At 35.6% G+C, this 20,363-nt stretch carries 23 protein-coding genes; 13 read left to right on the forward strand and 10 right to left on the reverse strand.

Annotated elements, in window-relative coordinates; translation table 11 throughout:
* Positions 1-2: 2 nt before the first annotated feature.
* The gene (locus AC3ITD_RS05230; RefSeq protein WP_489364634.1) at positions 3-200 is read right to left on the reverse strand and encodes a hypothetical protein; all 198 of its coding nucleotides are present in this window, start codon (positions 198-200) and stop codon (positions 3-5) included.
* 257 nt (positions 201-457) lie between these two features.
* Here AC3ITD_RS05230 and AC3ITD_RS05235 point away from each other — a divergent pair, with 257 nt between their 5' ends.
* The 6 genes from AC3ITD_RS05235 (at position 458) to AC3ITD_RS05260 (ending at position 6,298) form a co-directional block, all read left to right on the forward strand.
* The gene (locus AC3ITD_RS05235) at positions 458-652 is read left to right on the forward strand and encodes a hypothetical protein (RefSeq protein ID WP_489364636.1); all 195 of its coding nucleotides are present in this window, start codon (positions 458-460) and stop codon (positions 650-652) included.
* Positions 653-840: 188 nt separating this feature from the next.
* Positions 841-1,470 carry a Crp/Fnr family transcriptional regulator gene (locus tag AC3ITD_RS05240; RefSeq protein ID WP_489364638.1) on the forward strand — a complete coding sequence of 210 codons (630 nt, stop codon included), beginning with the start codon at positions 841-843 and terminating at the stop codon, positions 1,468-1,470.
* Positions 1,471-1,845: 375 nt separating this feature from the next.
* Positions 1,846-2,418 (forward strand): UbiX family flavin prenyltransferase, encoded by a 573-nt coding sequence (locus AC3ITD_RS05245; protein WP_489364640.1) that lies wholly within the window; start codon positions 1,846-1,848, stop codon positions 2,416-2,418.
* A 123-nt stretch (positions 2,419-2,541) separates the two neighbouring features.
* Positions 2,542-3,864 carry a tRNA (N(6)-L-threonylcarbamoyladenosine(37)-C(2))-methylthiotransferase MtaB gene (gene mtaB / locus AC3ITD_RS05250; protein WP_489364642.1) on the forward strand — a complete coding sequence of 441 codons (1,323 nt, stop codon included), beginning with the start codon at positions 2,542-2,544 and terminating at the stop codon, positions 3,862-3,864.
* Positions 3,865-4,297: 433 nt separating this feature from the next.
* On the forward strand, positions 4,298-5,446 hold the full coding sequence (locus AC3ITD_RS05255) for a prolipoprotein diacylglyceryl transferase (RefSeq protein ID WP_489364644.1): 1,149 nt from the start codon (positions 4,298-4,300) through the stop codon (positions 5,444-5,446).
* A 60-nt stretch (positions 5,447-5,506) separates the two neighbouring features.
* Positions 5,507-6,298 (forward strand): inositol monophosphatase family protein, encoded by a 792-nt coding sequence (locus AC3ITD_RS05260; RefSeq protein WP_489364646.1) that lies wholly within the window; start codon positions 5,507-5,509, stop codon positions 6,296-6,298.
* Between the two features lie 70 nt (positions 6,299-6,368).
* On the opposite strand, the gene AC3ITD_RS05265 is transcribed toward AC3ITD_RS05260, so the two are convergent.
* The 5 genes from AC3ITD_RS05265 to AC3ITD_RS05285 all read right to left on the reverse strand — a co-directional run bounded on the left by AC3ITD_RS05265 (position 6,369) and on the right by AC3ITD_RS05285 (position 9,384).
* Positions 6,369-6,920, reverse strand: coding sequence for a NifU family protein (locus AC3ITD_RS05265; protein WP_010601945.1), 552 nt, complete (start codon positions 6,918-6,920; stop codon positions 6,369-6,371).
* Positions 6,921-7,007: 87 nt separating this feature from the next.
* A complete protein-coding gene (purB, locus tag AC3ITD_RS05270) occupies positions 7,008-8,354 on the reverse strand; it encodes an adenylosuccinate lyase (protein ID WP_489364649.1) in 1,347 nt (448 codons plus the stop codon).
* Positions 8,355-8,520: 166 nt separating this feature from the next.
* Positions 8,521-8,718, reverse strand: coding sequence for a hypothetical protein (locus tag AC3ITD_RS05275; protein ID WP_056849980.1), 198 nt, complete (start codon positions 8,716-8,718; stop codon positions 8,521-8,523).
* Between the two features lie 138 nt (positions 8,719-8,856).
* Positions 8,857-9,054: a hypothetical protein gene (locus AC3ITD_RS05280; protein WP_265799245.1), complete on the reverse strand. Its 198-nt coding sequence runs from the start codon at positions 9,052-9,054 to the stop codon at positions 8,857-8,859.
* A 132-nt stretch (positions 9,055-9,186) separates the two neighbouring features.
* Positions 9,187-9,384, reverse strand: a complete 198-nt coding sequence (locus AC3ITD_RS05285) for a hypothetical protein (protein WP_265799246.1) — start codon at positions 9,382-9,384, stop codon at positions 9,187-9,189.
* Between the two features lie 202 nt (positions 9,385-9,586).
* Between AC3ITD_RS05285 and AC3ITD_RS05290 the strand changes: the two genes are divergently transcribed.
* The 4 genes from AC3ITD_RS05290 to AC3ITD_RS05305 all read left to right on the forward strand — a co-directional run bounded on the left by AC3ITD_RS05290 (position 9,587) and on the right by AC3ITD_RS05305 (position 12,460).
* Positions 9,587-10,153, forward strand: a complete 567-nt coding sequence (locus AC3ITD_RS05290) for an RNA polymerase sigma factor (protein ID WP_265799247.1) — start codon at positions 9,587-9,589, stop codon at positions 10,151-10,153.
* Positions 10,114-11,262, forward strand: coding sequence for a S1C family serine protease (locus tag AC3ITD_RS05295; protein WP_489364652.1), 1,149 nt, complete (start codon positions 10,114-10,116; stop codon positions 11,260-11,262). The genes AC3ITD_RS05290 and AC3ITD_RS05295 overlap by 40 nt, the downstream gene beginning before the upstream one ends.
* Before the next feature lie 157 nt (positions 11,263-11,419).
* Entirely contained in the window at positions 11,420-12,055 is a 636-nt protein-coding gene (locus tag AC3ITD_RS05300; RefSeq protein WP_265799249.1) for a peroxiredoxin, read from the forward strand.
* 207 nt (positions 12,056-12,262) lie between these two features.
* Positions 12,263-12,460 carry a cold-shock protein gene (locus tag AC3ITD_RS05305; RefSeq protein ID WP_056849985.1) on the forward strand — a complete coding sequence of 66 codons (198 nt, stop codon included), beginning with the start codon at positions 12,263-12,265 and terminating at the stop codon, positions 12,458-12,460.
* Positions 12,461-12,523: 63 nt separating this feature from the next.
* On the opposite strand, the gene AC3ITD_RS05310 is transcribed toward AC3ITD_RS05305, so the two are convergent.
* Genes AC3ITD_RS05310 through AC3ITD_RS05325 form a run of 4 tightly spaced genes read right to left on the reverse strand, consistent with a single transcriptional unit; the run spans position 12,524 to position 16,172 of the window.
* Entirely contained in the window at positions 12,524-13,708 is a 1,185-nt protein-coding gene (locus AC3ITD_RS05310; protein WP_489364655.1) for a class I SAM-dependent methyltransferase, read from the reverse strand.
* 16 nt (positions 13,709-13,724) lie between these two features.
* Entirely contained in the window at positions 13,725-15,005 is a 1,281-nt protein-coding gene (locus AC3ITD_RS05315) for an aspartate kinase (protein ID WP_489364657.1), read from the reverse strand.
* 1 nt (position 15,006) lies between these two features.
* Positions 15,007-15,474, reverse strand: a complete 468-nt coding sequence (locus AC3ITD_RS05320) for a GNAT family N-acetyltransferase (protein ID WP_489364659.1) — start codon at positions 15,472-15,474, stop codon at positions 15,007-15,009.
* The gene (locus AC3ITD_RS05325; protein WP_265799253.1) at positions 15,474-16,172 is read right to left on the reverse strand and encodes a YggS family pyridoxal phosphate-dependent enzyme; all 699 of its coding nucleotides are present in this window, start codon (positions 16,170-16,172) and stop codon (positions 15,474-15,476) included. The genes AC3ITD_RS05320 and AC3ITD_RS05325 overlap by 1 nt, the downstream gene beginning before the upstream one ends.
* 70 nt (positions 16,173-16,242) lie before the next feature.
* On the opposite strand from AC3ITD_RS05325, the gene AC3ITD_RS05330 reads away from it, so the two are divergent.
* The 3 genes from AC3ITD_RS05330 (at position 16,243) to AC3ITD_RS05340 (ending at position 20,358) form a co-directional block, all read left to right on the forward strand.
* Positions 16,243-16,800: a DUF4296 domain-containing protein gene (locus AC3ITD_RS05330; protein WP_489364662.1), complete on the forward strand. Its 558-nt coding sequence runs from the start codon at positions 16,243-16,245 to the stop codon at positions 16,798-16,800.
* A 1-nt stretch (position 16,801) separates the two neighbouring features.
* Positions 16,802-19,180, forward strand: coding sequence for an endonuclease MutS2 (locus tag AC3ITD_RS05335; protein ID WP_489364664.1), 2,379 nt, complete (start codon positions 16,802-16,804; stop codon positions 19,178-19,180).
* A gap of 473 nt (positions 19,181-19,653) precedes the next feature.
* Positions 19,654-20,358 carry a CoA transferase subunit A gene (locus AC3ITD_RS05340; protein ID WP_489364666.1) on the forward strand — a complete coding sequence of 235 codons (705 nt, stop codon included), beginning with the start codon at positions 19,654-19,656 and terminating at the stop codon, positions 20,356-20,358.
* Positions 20,359-20,363: the final 5 nt, after the last annotated feature.

The raw sequence follows: 20,363 nt of genomic DNA on the forward strand, positions 1-20,363 counted from the left end.
ATTCACGCAAAGTGCTTGATGTTCTTCTTGTCCAGGTAAACGAAAATATCATTTAAAGTAACGCATCTGGTTGCTCTGATCGCAGATTTAAGTACTTCCGTTGTGATTCCAAGCCTAATGGTCCAATAAATTAGATCTTTTTCTTCGGAAATACTTACAATTTCTGTTTTTTGGTTAGTTGTTGAGGGTGAATTATTCATAATAACATTTTTTTTGGTATTTATTAAACAATAATTAAGAAAATGTAGCTTTAAATTCTAAGTTAGTAATTATTTTGTCTATTTATTGTGCCCTGTGAAACTTTTTTCGAAATTTTTCAGGTTAATTGCTCTCGGTAATTTTTTATCTCTTTGCATATTGACATCTTATTATAGCTAAAAGTTGTTCAAAATCAAATATAATGTATTTTTAATTCTACATATTTAATTATTTTCGTCGAATTTTTAGGATGATATAAATGAGTAAATTGAGAGTAGGAACTATTGTCTACATTGACAGCGAGAAACAATCGGGCGTAATCGTAGACGAGAATGCTCAAGATATTAAATTTAGTATGGAATTCGTTAATGACTTTGTGAAGGTGGATGATCAGGTTTCTTTCGAAATTACATTAGACGATAGTTTAAAAGCCATCAATATCTCAATTCTTTAGATAAATAGTTTCTATATCTCTTCTCCACTCTCAAATATTTCTAAATCGAAAAGGATTTTAACAGCAATTCATCAAACCTGATATTATGAACTCCACATTCTAAAACTTTTTCTTATTATTGTTATTCATTATTCCCTAATATCTAATTTACGGCTCGAAAACATTTTCCACGTCCCTAAATTTTTAAAATGAATCCCGAAGAAATCTATAATGCAGATAAGTGGTTAGCGTATGGCGGATTTTCACCTTTAATTACTGTCTTTCGTACCTTTCACGTTTTGTCTCCCGAAATTGAACAGATCATAAACGAGCAAACATTTCCGGTAGCTTTTAAAAAAAACAAATTTATTTCATCTCCATTACATCGCAATAAATTCATCTTTTTATTGTTAAAGGGAGTTGCCAGGGGGTATATGAAGGAGGAAGATAAAGAAATAACCACCTGGATTGCAAAGGAACATGAACTTGTGGGCAACATCAGAAACTTGTGGGATGAGCAGCAGCCAACAGAAGAGTATGTACAAGCTTTGGAAGACGTAGAGGCTATTGCTGTTCCGCATGCGATGTCGAGGCAACTTTATAATAACTTCGAAATTGCCAATTATGTAGGAAGAAAGATAACACAAATCCATTACTTATCTGCCTGCGAAAGGGCTTATATATCTAGATTGCAGTCAGCTGAAAAGAGATACAAGCGTTTTTCGCAGAGCTACCCTGAACTGGTCAATCGTGTACCACTAAAATATATTGCATCTTTTCTGTGCATGCGATTGGAGACTTTAAGTAGATTGAGGACTAAAATCTCAGCTGAAAGTTAATAAAGCTAATCAGTCCTTCTTATAGTCTTATTTATTCAGCCGATATTTTAAGTATTTATACGTTTTTTTAAGCCTTAATCCATTTAATTTTTACTTCCAATGTTGCAATTGTGCAAGAAAAATACGCTGATCGTTAAAAAGATAAGAATTAAATTTCTATAAACTGTTATAATTCAGTTTGTTAAGATGTGTCCAAGCTCAAATATCTGATTTTTACCATTTAATACTTCTTGATTATCTTTTTTTAAAAATTTATATATATTTGTTCTTACCCTTTCGAGGGTATGTTTTTCATAGGTAGATGTAGGGTCAGAACATTGTTCTGGCCCTTTTTTATAGTCGCTAATTCTATTTATAAAACGCTAATTTTGTACTATGAATAGAAAGAAAGTTGTAGTTGCGGTAACAGGAGCAAGCGGTTCAATTTATGCAAAGGTATTGTTTGATAAGCTGGCACAATTAAGCGATCAGATTGCAGCAGTTGGGGTAGTGATGAGCGATAATGCTAAAGAGGTTTGGCAGTTCGAACTCGGAAACCAAGATTACAGCAGCTATCAAGACTTTACTTTTTATAATAAAAACGATTTTAATGCACCATTCGCCTCTGGTTCAGCAAAATACGATACTATGATAATTGTTCCATGCTCAATGGGTACATTAGGTCGAATCGCTCACGGTATCTCGAATGACTTAATTTCGAGAGCTGCAGATGTGGTATTAAAAGAACGAAGAAAACTAATTGCAGTGGTTCGGGATACGCCATTCAGCTTAATCCATATCAATAACATGAAAGTGGTTACAGAAGCAGGAGGAATCATATGTCCGGCAAATCCATCGTTTTACAGCCTTCCAAAAACAATTGAAGAAGTAGCTGGAACTGTAATTAGCCGGGTGCTAGACTTGGCCGGTTTTGAGCAAAAAAGTTACCGCTGGAATGAAAAACAATAGAATTTGATGTTTTGATTTTTATGGGAGCAGCCTGCTGTCGAATGTTGATTCACTGTAATTTACTTTATATCTCAAATCTCATATTCCAATACTCTAATCTATTTTCCTATCTTTGCAGGCTCAATGAAAAAGGTCGCATTTTATACATTAGGTTGTAAATTAAATTTCTCTGAAACTTCCACAATCGGTCGGTTGTTTACCGATGCGGGCTATGCTGTTGTCGAATTTCAGGATCAGGCCGATGTTTATGTGATCAATACTTGCTCTGTTACCGAACACGCTGATAAAAAATGCCGTAAAGTTGTTAAAGAAGCTTTAAAATATTCACCAAATGCATTCGTGACGATTGTTGGTTGTTATGCACAGCTGAAACCGCAGGAAATTGCCGAAATTGAAGGTGTTGATATGGTTTTGGGCGCTGCGGAAAAATTTAGAATTGTTGATTTCATCACCGACTTAACGAAAAATCCTAAAGCTATAGTTCACCAACAAAACATTGAAAAGGTAAATCATAACTTCATTGCATCATATTCTATCGGAGATAGAACTCGAACATTCCTAAAAGTTCAGGATGGTTGCGATTATCCATGCACTTATTGTACAATTCCATTAGCTCGTGGCGCTAGTCGTAGCGATACTATTGAAAATGTAGTAAGTAGAGCGAGGATGATAGCAGAAAGTGGTGTTAAAGAAATTGTACTGACCGGCGTTAATCTTGGCGATTTTGGTATCCGTAATGGCGAACGCGAAGATAAATTTTTTGACTTGGTTAAAGCTTTGGACGAAGTCGATGGTATTGAAAGAATTCGTATTTCCTCTATAGAACCGAATCTATTGAGTAATGAAATTATTGAATTTGTTTCTACTTCGAAACGTTTTGTTCCACATTTTCATATCCCGTTACAATCTGGTTCTGATAAAATTTTAGGTCTAATGCGCCGTCGCTACCGTACAGATTTGTATGTAGAGCGTGTTGCTAAAATTAAAGAAGTAATGCCTCATTGCTGTATCGGCGTTGATGTTATTGTAGGTTTTCCTGGAGAAACAAAAGAGGACTTTCTCGACACTTACCAGTTTCTGAACCAGTTAGATATTAGCTACTTGCATGTTTTTACTTACTCTGAGCGTGAATTAACAGTAGCTGCTGAAATGGCTGGTGTTGTTCCCGGAAGTCAAAGAAACGAACGGAGTAAAATGCTCCATATTCTTTCTGATAAGAAACGCAGAGCTTTCTACGAATCGCAAATTGGAAGCGAGGCTGAAGTGCTTTTTGAAGCTGATCAAAAAATGGGTTACATGCATGGGTTTACCAAAAACTATGTTAAAGTACGTGCCAAATACGATCCCATTATGGTTAATGAACTTAAGGCTGTCAAGCTTTTGGAAATGACAGCTGATGGAGAAGTTGAAGTGGCTGAACTGGAAACTACATACGCACATCATTAAACTGAATTTAATTTTCTAGAGAGCAATCTATAGGCTGCTTTTAACGCTACCCGGGCTATCTGCTAAATCTTTTGCAAATTTTCAGTAATTAATATAAGTGAATGAAACAAAAAGGATATCGCTGCTATCCCGTCTATACACCCAAAAAATTGCTATAAACTCTGGTATGATCCCCTCGTTAAGCCAAGAATTACTTGGTTACGTAATCTAAACGTTATCGAAGCGAACATGAGCAACAGCCTTTTTCTGGCTGCTGGCGAATAAAGTGTAGAGCAGGACAGAGGCAACCAATTTGAGCCGAAGGTTGCTTTCCAAATCATAACAAATCTTCAATGTAGTAACAGAATCTTTCAATTTAACATTGCTAATTAAGAGTTACGCCATACCTTTCAGCTTTGGTCTTTCTTTCCTATCTTCGCAACAAATTATTTTTATGTTTCCTACCGTTTCGCATTTTTTAGAATATCTATTTGGTATTAATTTGCCATTGCCATTTAACACTTTTGGCGTTTTTGTTGCCATTGCATTTATAGCAGGTTATTGGGCTTTCACTAAAGAATTGAAACGCAAAGAAGCACTGGGAATTCTTCATCCAATAAAGAAAACCGTTGTTATTGGTAAACCCGCTACCACATCAGAAATTGTAATGAATGCACTTTTTGGCTTCATTATCGGTTATAAGCTGGTTTATGCACTTCTAAATTATTCACTTTTTGTAAGTGATGCTCAATCTATTTTAATGTCTACCAAGGGGAACATTATTGGGGGGTTATTTTTTGCTTGTCTGTTTGCTTACTGGGATTATAAAGAGAAGGATAAAAACAAGTTAGATAAGCCGAAAGAGACGCAGGTTACGGTTCATCCGTATCAATTAATGAGTAATTTAATTGTTTGGGCTGCCATTTGGGGTTTTTTGGGTGCTAAATTTTTCGATAATTTAGAGTATTGGGATGATTTTGTTAAAAATCCAATTGAGAGATTGTTATCTTTTAGTGGCCTCACCTTTTATGGCGGTTTAATTTGTGGCGGTGCAGCAGTACTTATCATTGCCAAAAGAAATGGAATAAAACCTTTACACATGCTGGATGTTGGCGGGCCGGGTATGATGCTGGCTTACGCTGTTGGCCGTATTGGTTGTCATTTATCTGGCGATGGCGATTGGGGAATTGTAAATCCAAATCCGAAACCATTTTCTTGGTTGCCAGACTGGATGTGGTCTTATACTTACCCAAACAATGTGGTGGGGGAAGGGATTCCGATTCCGGGCTGTACTGGCAAATTTTGTAGCGAGCTTGCACAAGGAGTATATCCAACACCGTTATATGAAGTAATTGTTTGTCTTATTCTTTTTGCATTTCTATGGAGCATCCGTGATAAAATAAAAGCACCAGGATTAATGTTCGGTATTTATATGATTTTGAATGGAATAGAACGTTTCTGTATTGAATTGATTCGTGTAAATTCAAAATATCATGTATTCGGTTTGAGGTTTACTCAGGCTGAAATGATTTCTACCTTTTTAGTGGTAGGCGGTATCGCCTTAAGTATTTATGCTTTAAGGAATAAGAATAAACTAGCCTAAATTCCTTGCCAAAAATTTATTTTAAATCCAACAACCTCGCTAGGTTTTTGTTAAACAGCTATGAATTACGAATTACTATGCAATAAAGTAATATCAATTGTAAGGCTTACCGGAAATTTTATCCGTAAAGAGTCGATGCAATTTGATGCTACAAAAATTGAATACAAAGGGTTAAATGATATGGTTTCCTACGTTGATAAAACTGCGGAGCTGAAATTGGTTCAAAACCTTGAAAAATTGATTCCCGATGCTGGCTTTCTCACCGAAGAGAAAACCATTTCCAGAGAAGGTAAAAGCCATACCTGGATTATTGACCCTTTAGATGGAACTACCAACTTCATTCATGGCATACCTGCGTATGGAATAAGCGTGGCACTTTACGAAGATGGTTTGCCTGTTATTGGTGTAGTTTACGAACTTAATAGAGCCGAGATGTTTTACTCGTATAAAGGTGCAAAAGCTTTTTTAAATAAGAAAGAGATTCAGGTTTCTGTAAACCCTGATTTAAAATCCAGTCTTTTAGCGACCGGTTTTCCTTATTATCAGTTCGATAAGCAAGCGCAGTATTTGAAGTTGCTGGCAGAAATGATGCAAAAAAGCCACGGTGTCCGAAGGATAGGAGCGGCGGCGATAGATTTAGTTTATACCGCATGCGGCCGTTTCGATGCATTTTTTGAATACAATTTACAACAGTGGGATTTTGCTGCCGGATGTTTTATCGTTCAGCAAGCTGGCGGAGAGGTTTATGATTTTTCGGGCGGAGATGAATACTTCACGAAAAGAGAAATTCTAGCCACTAACCGCAAGTTGACCAAAGAAATTTTAGAAGCAATAAAAAGGCATTTCAGTTAAATAAAAAGAACATAAACAATAAAGGCTCACTTGAAAAAGTGAGCCTTTATTGTTTGATAAATATGCTTGGTTATAAAGCTTCAGAAACCACATCAGTAACTTCAGGAACCATTCTTTGTAATAAATTTTGAATACCAGATTTAAGCGTTATGGTTGATGAAGGACAACCACTGCAAGATCCACGTAATTCTACAGTTACCACGCCTTCGTCAAAAGATTTGTAAGTGATCGCACCACCATCTTGTTCAACTGCAGGGCGAACGTAATCATGCAAAATTTGTTGAATTTTAATCTCCGTTTCCGAACCTTCGAATGCTGGAGCTTCTTCGGCTGTTGCTTCTTTTATCTTTAATTCAGATTCTACCGCACCCTTAACAAATTCCTTTAAAATAGCTTCGATATCAGCCCAATCTGCATCGTCAGTTTTCGTAATGGTTACGAAATTACTGGCGAAAAAAACACCAGAAACAAAATTAAACTTGAACAATTCCTTTGCGAAAGGAGAATGCTCAGCGCTTTCTTTAGTTGCGAAATCTTCACTACCGTTAATTAAAAGCTTATTAACCATGAATTTCATGGTCGCCGGATTTGGAGTTTGCTCTGTATATACGTTAATCGTCATGTCTTAATCAATTTGAATAAACAAAATTAACAATTAGTGGCCAATAATACTTTTCACTGCTGTCTGTTTAGCGTCAATTTAATTTTGCTAAAAAACGCCAGTGTAATTAAATGGAGTTATAGTCCTTAACTGTACTTTAACGTCCTCAATAACTGCCAAACCTTCAATAAATTCTGCAATACTTGCTGCATTAATTTTCGAATTTGTTCTGGTCAATTCTTTTAATGCCTCGTATGGGTTTGGAAAGTTTTCTCTACGTAACACTGTTTGGATAGCCTCCGCAACGACAGCCCAATTATCATCTAAATCTGCGTGTAAAGCAGCTTCGTTTAATAAAATTTTATTTAAACCACGTAAAGTAGAATTGATTGCGATTAAAGTATGCCCAAAGGGAACACCTACATTCCTTAATACAGTAGAATCTGTTAAATCTCTCTGTAACCTTGAGATGGGAAGTTTTGCTGCAAAAAACTCAAATAAGGCATTTGCGATTCCTGCGTTTCCTTCCGCATTTTCAAAATCGATTGGATTAACCTTATGTGGCATCGCTGATGAACCAATTTCACCCGCCTTTATTTTTTGTTTGAAATAATTCTTCGATATATAAGTCCAGATATCGCGGTCTAAATCAATAATAATGTTATTAATGCGCTTTAAAGCATCACACTGTGCTGCAAACTGATCATAATGTTCAATTTGGGTGGTGTGTTGCGCTCTTGTTAAGCCTAGCACTGAGTTTACGAAATTGTTTGAGAAATCAACCCAATTAACTTGAGGGTAAGCAATGTGGTGTGCGTTAAAATTTCCTGTTGCGCCACCAAATTTTGCGCTGTTTGGAATGGCCTTCAGGCTTTCTAATTGAATACTTAATCTTTCTGAAAACACTAAAAATTCCTTTCCTAATTTAGTAGGAGAGGCGGGTTGCCCATGCGTGTGCGCCAACATTGGAATATCCTTCCATTCAGTAGCCAGCTCGTTTATTTTCTGAATTAGTGAATCAATCGCTGGATAATAACTTTCGTTTAAGGCCAGTTTTATTGAATATGGAATGGCTGTATTATTGATGTCTTGCGACGTTAAGCCGAAATGGATAAATTCTTTATAGTCTTGTAAGAAAAGTGCATCAAATTTTGCTTTGATAAAATACTCCACAGCTTTAACATCGTGATTGGTAACTTTTTCAGTTTCCTTAATTGCGAGCGCATCAGTTTCTGAAAAATTCTCGTGTATCGTTCTTAATTTAGTGTACAACGATTTGTCGAAATTTTCTAAACCGGGTAAATTAATTTCGCATAAGGCAATAAAGTATTCAATTTCAACAAAAACACGATATTTTATTAGCGCTTCCTCAGAAAAATAGCTAGATAAACGTTCGGTAGTTATTCTGTAACGACCATCAATAGGTGAGATTGCTTGTAGCGAAGTTAAATTCATTATGCGGATTATAATTTTGCCGCAAATTTACTACAATTGATGGATTAAATAGACTGAATGAAATAAAATTTGAGCCTACAGGATTATTTCATTTTTTGTGGTCGAAGATATAAACGAAAAAAGCTCCAATCAGTTACGATTGGAGCTTTTTTATATAAACCGTTAATTAGTTTTTAACAACAGTAGTATCAGTTTTAACAACTGTATCAGCAACAGTAGTGTCAGCTTTAACAGTAGTATCAGCAGTGATAGTAGTATCAGCGCCTAAAGTATCAGTACCTTCGCCTTTTTTCTCTGAGTTACAAGCAGCAACTGATAAAGATAAAGCGATAGCTAAGAAGCCTAATTTGAATGCATTTTTCATTTTAATTTTGTTTTAGGTGATTAATCAATTTACCCTTAATACCTAAAAAGGAAAAAGGTAACCCAGAAAAATTAATTTAAATAAAAAAAAACTCCAATCCAGTAGGATTGAAGTTTTCTATATTTTATAAACTATTAACTAGTGTTTTACAACAGTAGTATCAGTTTTAACAACTGTATCAGCAACAGTAGTATCAGCTTTGACAGTAGTATCAGCAGTGATAGTAGTATCAGCACCTAAAGTATCTGTACCTTCAGCTTTTTTCTCTGAGTTACAAGCAACAAATGATAAAGATAAAGCGATAGCTAAGAAGCCTAATTTGAATGCATTTTTCATTTTGAAATTTCGTTTTAGTGATTAATTAATTTACTGTTAATACGCGAAACCTAAAAAGGTAACCCGTGAAAATAAAAAAAAGCTTCAACCCCTAAAGGATTGAAGCTTTTCTATATCTTATTAGACTATTAACTAGTGTTTTACAACAGTAGTATCAGTTTTAACAACTGTATCAGCAACAGTAGTATCAGCTTTAACAGTTGTATCAGCAGTGATAGTAGTATCAGCACCTAAAGTATCTGCGCCTTCAGCTTTTTTCTCTGAGTTACAAGCAACAACTGATAAAGATAAAGCGATAGCTAAAAAGCCTAATTTGAATGCATTTTTCATTTTTGAATTTTTTTAAGTAATTAATTTTCTTGTTAATGCCGCAAAGGTAAAAAGGTAACCCAACAATTTTCAAAAAATTGAAAATATTTTTTATCCGGCTTGGGTTACCACATTTGTGGAGATTGTATTAAGTTTTGATAGTAGCTATAAATAATTTTTTATCTAATATTGGGTTACTATTTTTAGAAAAATGTATTAACTAGTGAGTAACAGTTTAAAGAGTTCAGTTCCAACAGATAGAGAGGTTATTTTAGGTATTCTAAATAACTCAGAAGATACACTTAACAAGTTATACAAGGCTTATTATACAATGGTTTTGCAGTTTATTCTCAATAATAATGGAGATGAGGATGATGCAAAAGATGTTTACCAGGAGGCTATAATAATCTTATATAACAAAATTAAGGAAGGTAATTTTGAACTCAGCAGTAAGCTTAAAACATATATTTATTCAGTTTGCAGGCGCATTTGGCTTAAAAAGTTAAGCTTAAATAGTAAAAAAGCCGGCAACGTCACTGATTACGAAGATGTTTTAATTGTTGAGGAAGATGTGGAGGAGCACGAGGAAAAGGATTTGCAATTTGTTAAAATGCAATCGGCTCTCGATCATTTAGGCGAACCCTGTAAAACCATTATTCAGGATTTTTATATCCACAATTTATCCATGCAGGATATTTGCGAAAAGTTTGGTTATACCAATACTGATAACGCAAAAACACAAAAGTATAAATGTCTGCAAAGGTTAAAGAAAATATTTTTTCAACCATAGTAATTGAAATGAGAAACGATTTGGAGTTAGATGCAATTATTGAAGATTATCTTTTAGGTAAACTTAATCCACAAGAAACGGAAGCCTTTGAAACTTTGCGTCGCAACGATGCAGCAGTTGATCATAAGGTTGTTTCTCATAAATTCTTTTTAGAATCGATGGAAGTGTTTGCTGCGCAATCACGCTTAAAAGATCAGTTGAATAACATTCATAGTGAGATCGATGTAGAAGGTTTAGCTTCTGCTTTGAGGCCTCATCCGTCAAAAGTGGTTCAATTATGGAGAAAACATAAATCTGCCATTGCTGTAGCCGCTTCGTTTTTAGTATTGTCGCTGGTTTCTGTTTATTCTATTCAGCATAACTCGAAACAGAAAGAACAACTTGTGTTATTAAGCAACCAGGTTAATAAAGCGATTAAAACGCAAAATAATTTAATTAGAAAAATTAATAATACCACCAACACCGCTGGTAAACCTGCTGTACAAAATAGCTTTGGTGGTACTGGGTTTGCCATATCTACAAATGGTTACATTTTAACGAATCTTCATGTTATCAACGGCGCAGATTCTTTATATGTTCAAAACAATAAAGGCGAATCTTTCAAAGTGAAATCAATTTACACCGATTCGCAAAATGATATCGCTATCCTTAAAATCAGCGATAAAAACTTTAGCCATCTTTCTTCTATTCCGTATTCGATTAAAAAAACAACAAGTAGTATTGGCGAAACGGTTTATACGTTAGGTTATCCGAAAGATGATGCTGTTTTAGGTGAGGGATATGTGAGTTCGAAAAATGGATTTATTGGCGATACTACGCAATATCAGGTATCTATCCCTGTGAATCCAGGTAACAGTGGCGGACCGCTGCTTGATAATAATGGCAACTTGGTTGGTATTATCAGTGGCAAACCAGACCAAACTGAAGGTGCTGCTTTTGCTATCAAGTCAAAATATATCTTAGAAGCTATGAGAGCAATCCCTCAAGATTCTTTAGGTACCAATAAACTATCGGCAAGTAGTAAAAAAAGTTTGCTTTCTGGTTTAAAACGTACTAAACAGATTGAAAAATTGCAAGATTATGTGTTCATGATTAAAGTTTATAATTAATTACCCAAACAAATTAATATTCTTGAAACCCTGTTGATTACCTCTTCAGGGTTTTTTGCTGCATTTATAATTTGAGTGTACTAAAATAATATAAAGTCTATGTATTTACTATAGTAATGTTTAGATTTGTTTAAATCAACTATAAAATAAGAATATTATGAGTATACGATTAGGCGATACCGCACCAAATTTTCAAGCAAATACTTCCATTGGTGAAATAGATTTTTACGATTACCTGGGCGATAGCTGGGGTGTTTTGTTTTCTCACCCGGCAGATTATACACCCGTTTGCACTACCGAACTTGGGCGCACAGCAGCACTGAAAGATGAATTTGAAAAACGTAATGTAAAAGTCTTGGCTATTAGTGTAGACACTGCTGAATCGCATAAAGGATGGATTAGTGATATTAATGAAACGCAGAATACCTCTGTTGAATTTCCAATTATTGCTGACCCTGAAAGAGTAGTTGCTAATTTGTATGACATGATTCATCCCAATGCATCAGAAACCTTAACCGTTCGATCTCTCTTTGTCATTAGCCCTGATAAAAAAGTTAAACTCATCATTACTTATCCAGCCTCGACGGGTAGAAATTTTAACGAGGTGTTGAGGGTAATCGATTCCCTTCAACTAACTGCAAATTATAGTGTGGCAACGCCAGCCGATTGGAAAGATGGGGAAGATGTAATTGTGGTAAACAGTATAAAAACGGAAGATATACCGGCAAAATTTCCCAAAGGACACCAGGTGATTAAGCCATATTTACGTACAACACCTCAGCCTAATAAGTAATTTTGAAAATCGGTGATTTTGTTCGCAACATTTTTGTTGATTTGCGCTAGGTAGGTTGTTTTGAAGTTGTGAATCATTATATTTGATAGTTTTGTTTCGGAATTGGCGCTTAATCTGGTTGTTGCTTATTTTTTTTGATAAAAAATGATTAATTAAGAGGTGAATCAAAGCATAACGGTTTATTTTTTATACAATTTTTTATTTTTTATGGCAACCGGAAAAGTTAAATGGTTCAACACACAAAAGGGCTTTGGATTTATTGTTCAAGAAGACAATAAAGATTTATTTGTCCATTTTAAAGATGTTTTGGGCGGAATTGAAAGCATCAAAGAGAATGACACAGTAGAATTTGAAGTAGCTGAAGGCAGAAAAGGTTTACAAGCAGTAAACGTTAAAAAGATTTAAGCGAAAATATATAAACTTAATCATCCTCAAACTAAGCCTTTCTATGGAGAGGCTTTTTGCATCTTAGTAGTATTGAAGAATAGTTGATTTTAGGATAATATTATTTCCTAAGATATCTTTAGTGAAAATAAGAAACTCATCTTTTCCCGCTTTTATTTTATACTTTTTAGCTAAATCTTCCGGTTTTGCAGGGTAGTTTCTTACAATAATATTTCCAATTAATTTTGCGCCTTTTTTCAAATCTTTGGGTGATAAAATTTCATTTATCATAAATATTCTTCCAGGAAAATCAGTGTTTAGTTTTGCGGAGGTATAGAGTTGTGTTTGCGGATGAAGCTTTTTTAAGCCATATTTTTCTCCTATCAGATTAAAGGCACCTGATTTAAGTAATGCGGCATCAGGCTCATATAAATAATCTTGTGGTAAAACACTTTCGATAAAAGTGGCGGAGATGTTTGATTCATGTTGTAGAAAAGAAAAGGTTTTTTCAGTATCGTTTATTGTCACAGCTTGGATTTTTACTTCTTTATCCGAGTTGCTGTCGATAACCCAAAGCAATTCTTTACACTCATTTTTTACACTTACAATATGTATTTCACTTACGTTTCTTAATTCTGATAAACCTGCAGAAATGTCTAACAGTGGAGCGGTTTTAATGATAATCCTTGATGATTTAGATAACAATAAATCAATATTGCTAACTACATCAGGCGTACAATCTTTCAGCATGAAAACTTTGCCGCTATCAGCTCTTCTTGCTGGATCTACATAAATGGTATCGAAACTTTTTGGCGTTGTTCTCAAATATTCGATTCCATCTCCAGCATAAAAACCGATGTTTCTAACATTTAAAATCGAGGCATTGTATTCAGCAATTTGCGATAGATCTTCATTGTATTCAACATGCGTTACCTCTTTGATTTCTTGCGCAAAGTAATACACGTCTACACCAAAACCTCCAGTTATATCGATTAAAGTATTGCCTTTTGCAAGTTTTGATTTGTATTTGGCGGTAACTTCAGATGAGGTTTGCTCAATCGAGAGTGGCGCTGGATAATAAATTTTTGGTGTGTTGTACCAGGTAGACAATTTCTTTTGTGCTTTTTTCTTTGCACTAATTTGTTGAGCCAATTCAACGGAAGAAATTTTTTCAAAACTACTTTTAGCTAAAACAATTTTATTTACATCAGCATTCAGGTTTGCATCGATGTATTTTTGAATTGCATCATCTAAAATATTCTTGTTCATTCTTTTTCAGTAGCACTTAAATTGAGTCAATTTTATTTTTGCCCCTCATTACCATTTGGCAGGTATGACGGCTTTTAACCTCTAATAAAATATCTTTATCAACCGTAACCCGATCAATCGTATTTTGGTTGTAATATCTGATGGTAACTAATTCCAGGCCTTTATTATATTTTACTGTAAATTCTGCTGATAGGTCTTTAATCAGTTTTTCAATCTGGGCCGGATGATCATCAACACTAACAGAAAAGCTAATAGCGGAATTCAGCATGGTGTTGATTTTGATTTTATGCTTATGAAAGAGTTCGAAAATGTTGCTCAAATTCTCTTCAATAATGAATGAATAGTCTTTCGGAAATATGGAAATTAACGCCTGATTTACTTTGAAAATAAAAGAGGGGATGGGTAGGGGATTGTTCTCGCCCGTAATCGCAGTACCTGATCCTTCCGGCTGAATAAATGATTTAACCAATAAAGGAATCCCTTTATTTTGTAATGGTTTAATGGTTTTTGGATGAATAACAGTTGCGCCATAATAAGTCAGTTCAATCGCATCATGATAAGACAATTGCGGAATTTTCTCTGTTTCATCAAACCATTTAGGATCAGCATTCAAAACCCCAGGTACATCTTTCCAAATGGTTAGTGCAGCGGCATCAAGGCAGGATGCAAAAATTGCAGCAGAATAATCAGAGCCTTCCCTACCTAGCGTGGTCGTATAATTTTCGCTTGTTCCACCGATAAAACCTTGGGTAACCACTATATTATCCGCTAATATCGGCACCAAGTCACGCTGGATAATTTGATTCGTTTTCAGCCAATCTACTTTTCCTTCCCGATAGGTGTTGTCGGTTTGAATATAATTTCTGGCATCCACCCAAAGTGATTTATTCTCGGTTTCATTTAACCATGCCGCTACAATTTTAGTTGAAACCACCTCGCCAATGGAAACAATCTGATCGTAAGTATAGTCGACGTCATTATCTGGTTCATCTTCAATCAACCAATCAATTTCTACGAAAGAATTTGCTACGTCATCATAAACCGGATTTGCTTTGCCTTCAAAAAGCGCTTCTATTATCTGAAAGTGAAATTTTTTTATCTCGTCGAAAATAGCATGTGTTTCATCACTTTGTGCTAAATAGGCTTTGGTTAAATCTTCCAGTTGATTGGTGATTTTTCCCATTGCAGAAACCACAATCAAAAGGTTCCCTTTTCTATAATCGCGAACAATATTGGCTAAATTTTTTACTCCTGCTGCATCCTTAACCGATGCACCCCCAAACTTAAAAATATCCATATTAAAATGCCTTTATTTGTTCTTTAGAAAGTGCTGCGTTTAACCAGCCACCTTCTAAATGTGCTGCATATTTATTGTAAAAATTTATTGCCGGCTCATTCCAATCCAATACTTGCCAAACCATTCCGGTATATTTTTCACTTTTGGCTTCTTCAATCACCTTTTCAAAAAGTATTTTACCTATACCTTTGCCACGCATTTCTTCTGTGACGATAAAATCTTCTAAGTACAATCTACAGCCTTTCCAGGTAGAGTATCTCGTGTAAAATAAGGTGAAACCTACGATTTCCGTATCTACTTCTGCAACGAAAGCTTTCCAAACAGGATTTTCTCCAAAACCAGCATCGATAAAGTGATTGATATTTACGGTTACCTCTTCAGGAGCTTTTTCATATACTGCCAATTCATGGATCAATTCCAAAATCCTTGGGCAATCATCTGCTTTGGCTATTCTAATATTTAAGTTCATTAGTTTGGTGAGATATTTTTAAAATGCTTGATTATTCTTTTACCGAAAATACTGCTTCCTATACGAACCATTGTACTCCCTTCTTGTATGGCAATTTTGTAATCGGCGCTCATGCCTATCGAGATCTCCTTAAAAGAATCTTCGTTCGGAAAAAAACTAGCCTTAAGGCCATCAAAAAAGACCCTAAGTTCATGAAATTCGATGGTGATCTGTTTCTCGTTTTTGGTATTTGTAGCAATACCCATCAAACCAACTATGCGAATATTTTTGAGCTGCTGATATTCATCAGACCTCAATAGTTCAATCACTTCATCATAGCCCAAACCAAATTTAGTATCTTCATCAGCAATGTAAACTTGTAATAAACAATCAATTACTCGCTTGTTCTTCAAAGCCTGCTTGTTAATTTCCTGGAGAAGTTTAAGACTGTCCACACCGTGTATCATCTTTACAAAGGGTGCAATATATTTCACCTTGTTGGTTTGGAGATGACCAATTAAATGCCATTCAATATCCTTTGGAAGTTTTTCTTCCTTTTCCACCATTTCCTGTACATGGTTTTCGCCAAAAATACGTTGTCCAGCATTGTAAGCCTCTTGGACAACTTCTACCGTTTGGGTTTTTGAAACAGCAATTAGCTTAACTCCACCAGACTCTACTTCGCTTTTATATTGTTTAAGATTATCAGCTATGCTCATTTATAACTATTTTTGGGTAAAATTAACAACCTTGCTGCAATTTGGGCAAAAAAATAATGTTAAATTAATAATGAGGAGATTAGTCTGGACTTTAGTAGTCCTGTTTTTTATGTTCGGTTGCAAGCCAAAAGCGCCAGAGGGCGTTATTGATAGAGAAACGATGGAGCAGATATTGTATGATGTACATTTGGTAGATGGCTATCTATCGACCATTTACTTACAAGATTCAGCAAGAAAAGTTGGCGCAGCGTATTATAGCGGCATTTATAAAAAGTACAATACGGATTCTGTTCAATATACAAAAAGCTTAAATTATTACAACAGCAACCCCGATCAATTGCAGGAGATCTATAAAGCGATTTCAAAAAAATTGGAGAATCAAAAAGTAAGCTTAAAAAAAGCAGACTCGTTAATGGTACGAAAAGCCTTTGTAAAAGATTCTGTTAAAATTACTAAAGCCTTCAAAGCTGACTCTGTGGCCATCAGAAAAAAAATGAAACCGGATTCTGCATCGAAAGCGTCAGCAGAAAACCAAATTAAAAAGAAGAAAGCGAAGGCTGATTCGGTATTAAACTCAAAAAGAAATTTTAGCGGAGCGTTACAACTAGCGCCCGCTGCAGTACAATAATATGTTATACCCTGATAATTGTTTAGAACGTTTAGGATTTGTAGAGATAAGACAGCTGATTAGCAAACATTGCTTAAGCCCAATGGGTCAGACAATGGTGCAAAAGATGCAGGTGATGAGTCGTTTTGACCAGATCGATAAATTTTTACGCCAAACCAACGAATTTAAAAGCATCCTGCAACATCAGGAACCGCTACAAATCAATACTTTTTTTGATATCAAATCGCTTGTCGAAAAGATTAGAGTGGAAGGCACTTACCTTTTGGAAGATGAGTGGTTTCAGGTTTATACTTCCCTGCAGACCGTTTTTTCTGTTTTGCGTTTTTTTGAGGAAAGAGCAGAAGTGTATCCAACACTCGAGGCCTTATTTGAACATTTGCCGATTGAGAAAAATATCCTTCGAAAGATAGAGACAGTTATTGATGCGAAAGGTAAAATTAAGCCAAATGCATCTAAAGAATTGCAAGAAATCACTTCATCTATTGCTAAAGCCGAGCAAGATGTGCGCAAGCGGATGGACTCGATTTACAAACAAGCTATTGCCAATAATTGGGTAGCCGATGGTAGCTTAACCATTCGCGATGGCAGAATGTGTATTCCTGTTTTAGCCGAAAATAAAAGGAAGCTTAAGGGATTTATTCACGATGAGTCGGCCACTGGTCAAACTGTTTATATCGAGCCAGAAGAAGTTTTTACCCTTAACAATAAACTTCGTGATTTGGAATTTGATAAGCGCAGAGAAATTATTAAAATTCTGATTTCATTGACTGATGAATTACGTCCTTATTCGCCACTATTTCTTTCCTATCATGGTTTTTTAACCAAACTTGATTTTGTTAGGGCCAAGGCTTTGTTTGCTTTGGATATTGAGGCCGAAATGCCTGGTTTATTAAAAGAACCAAAAACCAAATTAATAAATGCTAGGCACCCGCTATTATCTATTTCTTTCGCAGCCGAAAAAAAGACAGTAACGCCATTAAATATCCATATTGATGCTGAAACACGTGTAGTTTTAGTTTCTGGGCCAAATGCTGGAGGTAAATCAGTTTGCATGAAAACGGTTGGTTTACTCCAGATTATGTTGCAAACGGGCTTACTAATCCCGGTTGATGCCAATAGTGAAGTGGGTATTTTTGAAAATATATTTGCTGATATTGGTGATGATCAATCGATAGAAAGTGATTTGAGTACCTACAGTGCCCACTTAAAGAAAATGCGTTATTTCGTTGAGCATGCTTCGCCAAAAACGATGGTTTTGATTGATGAATTCGGTACGGGTACTGATCCACAATTTGGAGGACCAATGGCCGAGGCAGTATTGGAAGTACTCAACAATAAAAAAGTGCGTGGCGTAATTACCACACATTATTCTAATTTGAAACTTTTTGCTGGCAACACGCCTGGTTTAGAAAATGCGTCAATGCTTTTCGATAACGCTAAAATGAAACCTTTGTACATTCTAGAGATGGGCAAACCCGGAAGTTCTTACGCGTTTGAAATTGCTCAAAACATCGGTTTGCCTAAAGAAGTGATTCAGCTTGCCAGGGAAAAAACCGGTTCGAATCAAAATCGCGTCGATACCATGTTGGTAGATTTAGAGCGTGAAAAGAAAACGATTTACGATGCAAAAGTGAGCCTGGCGAATCAACAAAATAAGGCTAAAAATTTAGTTGCCGAAAATGAAAAATTAAGAGCTTTTTTGGATGAAAACAGAAGGGTTTTAATCAAAGAAGCAAAGCAAGAAGCGCAAAACATCATTAAAAATGCCAATAAACTGGTAGAAAATACGATTGCTGAAATTAAAGAAAAGCAGGCTGATAAAGAAGTAACCAAACAACTAAGGCAAAATTTGCATCAGGAGTTAGTTAAGAACACCGTTCCAAAAGAAAAGCCAAAACCTGTTCAAGTAATAGTTGGTGGCGAAATTACGGTTGGAGATTGGGTGAAATTTACGGACAGCGAAACAACCGGGCAAGTGCTGGAAATTAACAGAAACGAACTTGTTTTGGCTATCGGCGATTTACGCTCGAACGTGAAAAAAAATCGTGTTCAAAAAATCAGCCATAAGGAAGCGAAAAAAGTGATTCAAAGCAGTGCTGGTTCGTTTGCGGGGAGAATGAATGATGCTGTGTCGGGCTTTAGAGCTGAATTAGATCTTCGCGGAAAAAGAACGGAAGATGCTTTATTCGAAGTAGAGAAATATTTAGATAAAGCGATTATGTTGGGCTTTCCATCTATCAAACTTATTCATGGTAAAGGAGATGGGATATTGAGGAAAATGATTCGGGAGTATTTGAGGAAATATAGTCAGGTGAATAGGATGGAAGATGAACACGCAGATAGAGGCGGTGATGGGATAACCTATGTTTATCTGAATTAAGGTTTCTCTTAAATTTCTTATATGAAGAAGGTAGATTTTGAAGTTTTAATACCACTCTCTTGCCGTCATTACGAAAACATTTTACGATTCTTCGTCGCTGATATTTTTGGTATGCTCACGCTAATGTGAATTGCTGGAAGGATTGTTAAGTTGAGCTTTGTAAATGATGGAATGAAAAATTGTTACTTTTTATTCCCAGGACATTTCTTACAACGTTTACCTTTTTTAAACTTCTCACAACATTTCTTATGTTCCGCAGTGCAGCTTAAAATGAAACCCATTCCCTTTTGAAACTCAGGATCGGTAGGTAGGATAAAATTGTTTTCTTCTCTCTCGTAAATCATTGCAGTACAAAGGTAATGCTTGTTTAGATCAATTCCAATTAAAAGTTATTCGTAGAAGATTTAAACTGATTTCATGCTAGGTTTGTAGCCGCAATTTGTAAATTAGCGAACTAACCAAAAATTCATAAAATGATTAATAAAGTGGTATCAGACGCTAAAGAGGCGATTGATGATGTATCAGATGGCGCAACCTTAATGCTTGGTGGTTTTGGACTTTGCGGAATTCCCGAGAATTGTATAAACGCTTTAGTAGAAAAAGGAGTAAAGAATTTAACCTGTATTTCGAATAATGCTGGGGTTGATGACTTTGGCATTGGATTGATGTTAAAACAGCGTCAGGTTAAAAAAATGATCTCTTCTTATGTCGGCGAAAATGCAGAGTTTGAACGGCAATTACTAAGTGGCGAATTAGAGGTCGATTTGATTCCGCAAGGAACTTTAGCGACAAGATGTTTAGCGGCTGGATATGGAATGCCTGCTATTTTTACACCAGCAGGAGTAGGAACAGAAGTTGCAGAAGGAAAAGAAATCAGAAACTTTGGCGGTAAAGATTATTTAATGGAATATGCCTTCGATGCTGACTTTGCTATTGTAAAAGCTTGGAAGGGCGATACCGCAGGGAATTTGATTTTTAGATCGACCAGCAGAAACTTTAATCCAGTAATGGCAATGGCTGGCAAGATAACCATCGCAGAGGTGGAAGAATTGGTTGAGGCAGGTGAACTGGATCCAGATTATATTCATACACCAGGAATTTATGTTCACAGAATTTTTCAGGGTAAAGATTACGAGAAAAGAATTGAGCAAAGAACGGTTAGAAAGTCCGGAGTCTGAAGTCG

It is taken from the genome of Pedobacter sp. KH_004 (genome assembly GCF_057840755.1).

Coding starts and splice junctions, on each gene's coding strand:
- AC3ITD_RS05230 (WP_489364634.1), bottom strand. CDS start 200: ATGAATAATTCACCCTCAACAACTAACCAAAAAACAGAAATTGTAAGT.
- AC3ITD_RS05235 (WP_489364636.1), top strand. CDS start 458: ATGAGTAAATTGAGAGTAGGAACTATTGTCTACATTGACAGCGAGAAA.
- AC3ITD_RS05240 (WP_489364638.1), top strand. CDS start 841: ATGAATCCCGAAGAAATCTATAATGCAGATAAGTGGTTAGCGTATGGC.
- AC3ITD_RS05245 (WP_489364640.1), top strand. CDS start 1,846: ATGAATAGAAAGAAAGTTGTAGTTGCGGTAACAGGAGCAAGCGGTTCA.
- mtaB (WP_489364642.1), top strand. CDS start 2,542: ATGAAAAAGGTCGCATTTTATACATTAGGTTGTAAATTAAATTTCTCT.
- AC3ITD_RS05255 (WP_489364644.1), top strand. CDS start 4,298: ATGTTTCCTACCGTTTCGCATTTTTTAGAATATCTATTTGGTATTAAT.
- AC3ITD_RS05260 (WP_489364646.1), top strand. CDS start 5,507: ATGAATTACGAATTACTATGCAATAAAGTAATATCAATTGTAAGGCTT.
- AC3ITD_RS05265 (WP_010601945.1), bottom strand. CDS start 6,920: ATGACGATTAACGTATATACAGAGCAAACTCCAAATCCGGCGACCATG.
- purB (WP_489364649.1), bottom strand. CDS start 8,354: ATGAATTTAACTTCGCTACAAGCAATCTCACCTATTGATGGTCGTTAC.
- AC3ITD_RS05275 (WP_056849980.1), bottom strand. CDS start 8,718: ATGAAAAATGCATTCAAATTAGGCTTCTTAGCTATCGCTTTATCTTTA.
- AC3ITD_RS05280 (WP_265799245.1), bottom strand. CDS start 9,054: ATGAAAAATGCATTCAAATTAGGCTTCTTAGCTATCGCTTTATCTTTA.
- AC3ITD_RS05285 (WP_265799246.1), bottom strand. CDS start 9,384: ATGAAAAATGCATTCAAATTAGGCTTTTTAGCTATCGCTTTATCTTTA.
- AC3ITD_RS05295 (WP_489364652.1), top strand. CDS start 10,114: ATGTCTGCAAAGGTTAAAGAAAATATTTTTTCAACCATAGTAATTGAA.
- AC3ITD_RS05300 (WP_265799249.1), top strand. CDS start 11,420: ATGAGTATACGATTAGGCGATACCGCACCAAATTTTCAAGCAAATACT.
- AC3ITD_RS05305 (WP_056849985.1), top strand. CDS start 12,263: ATGGCAACCGGAAAAGTTAAATGGTTCAACACACAAAAGGGCTTTGGA.
- AC3ITD_RS05310 (WP_489364655.1), bottom strand. CDS start 13,708: ATGAACAAGAATATTTTAGATGATGCAATTCAAAAATACATCGATGCA.
- AC3ITD_RS05315 (WP_489364657.1), bottom strand. CDS start 15,005: ATGGATATTTTTAAGTTTGGGGGTGCATCGGTTAAGGATGCAGCAGGA.
- AC3ITD_RS05320 (WP_489364659.1), bottom strand. CDS start 15,474: ATGAACTTAAATATTAGAATAGCCAAAGCAGATGATTGCCCAAGGATT.
- AC3ITD_RS05325 (WP_265799253.1), bottom strand. CDS start 16,172: ATGAGCATAGCTGATAATCTTAAACAATATAAAAGCGAAGTAGAGTCT.
- AC3ITD_RS05330 (WP_489364662.1), top strand. CDS start 16,243: ATGAGGAGATTAGTCTGGACTTTAGTAGTCCTGTTTTTTATGTTCGGT.
- AC3ITD_RS05335 (WP_489364664.1), top strand. CDS start 16,802: ATGTTATACCCTGATAATTGTTTAGAACGTTTAGGATTTGTAGAGATA.
- AC3ITD_RS05340 (WP_489364666.1), top strand. CDS start 19,654: ATGATTAATAAAGTGGTATCAGACGCTAAAGAGGCGATTGATGATGTA.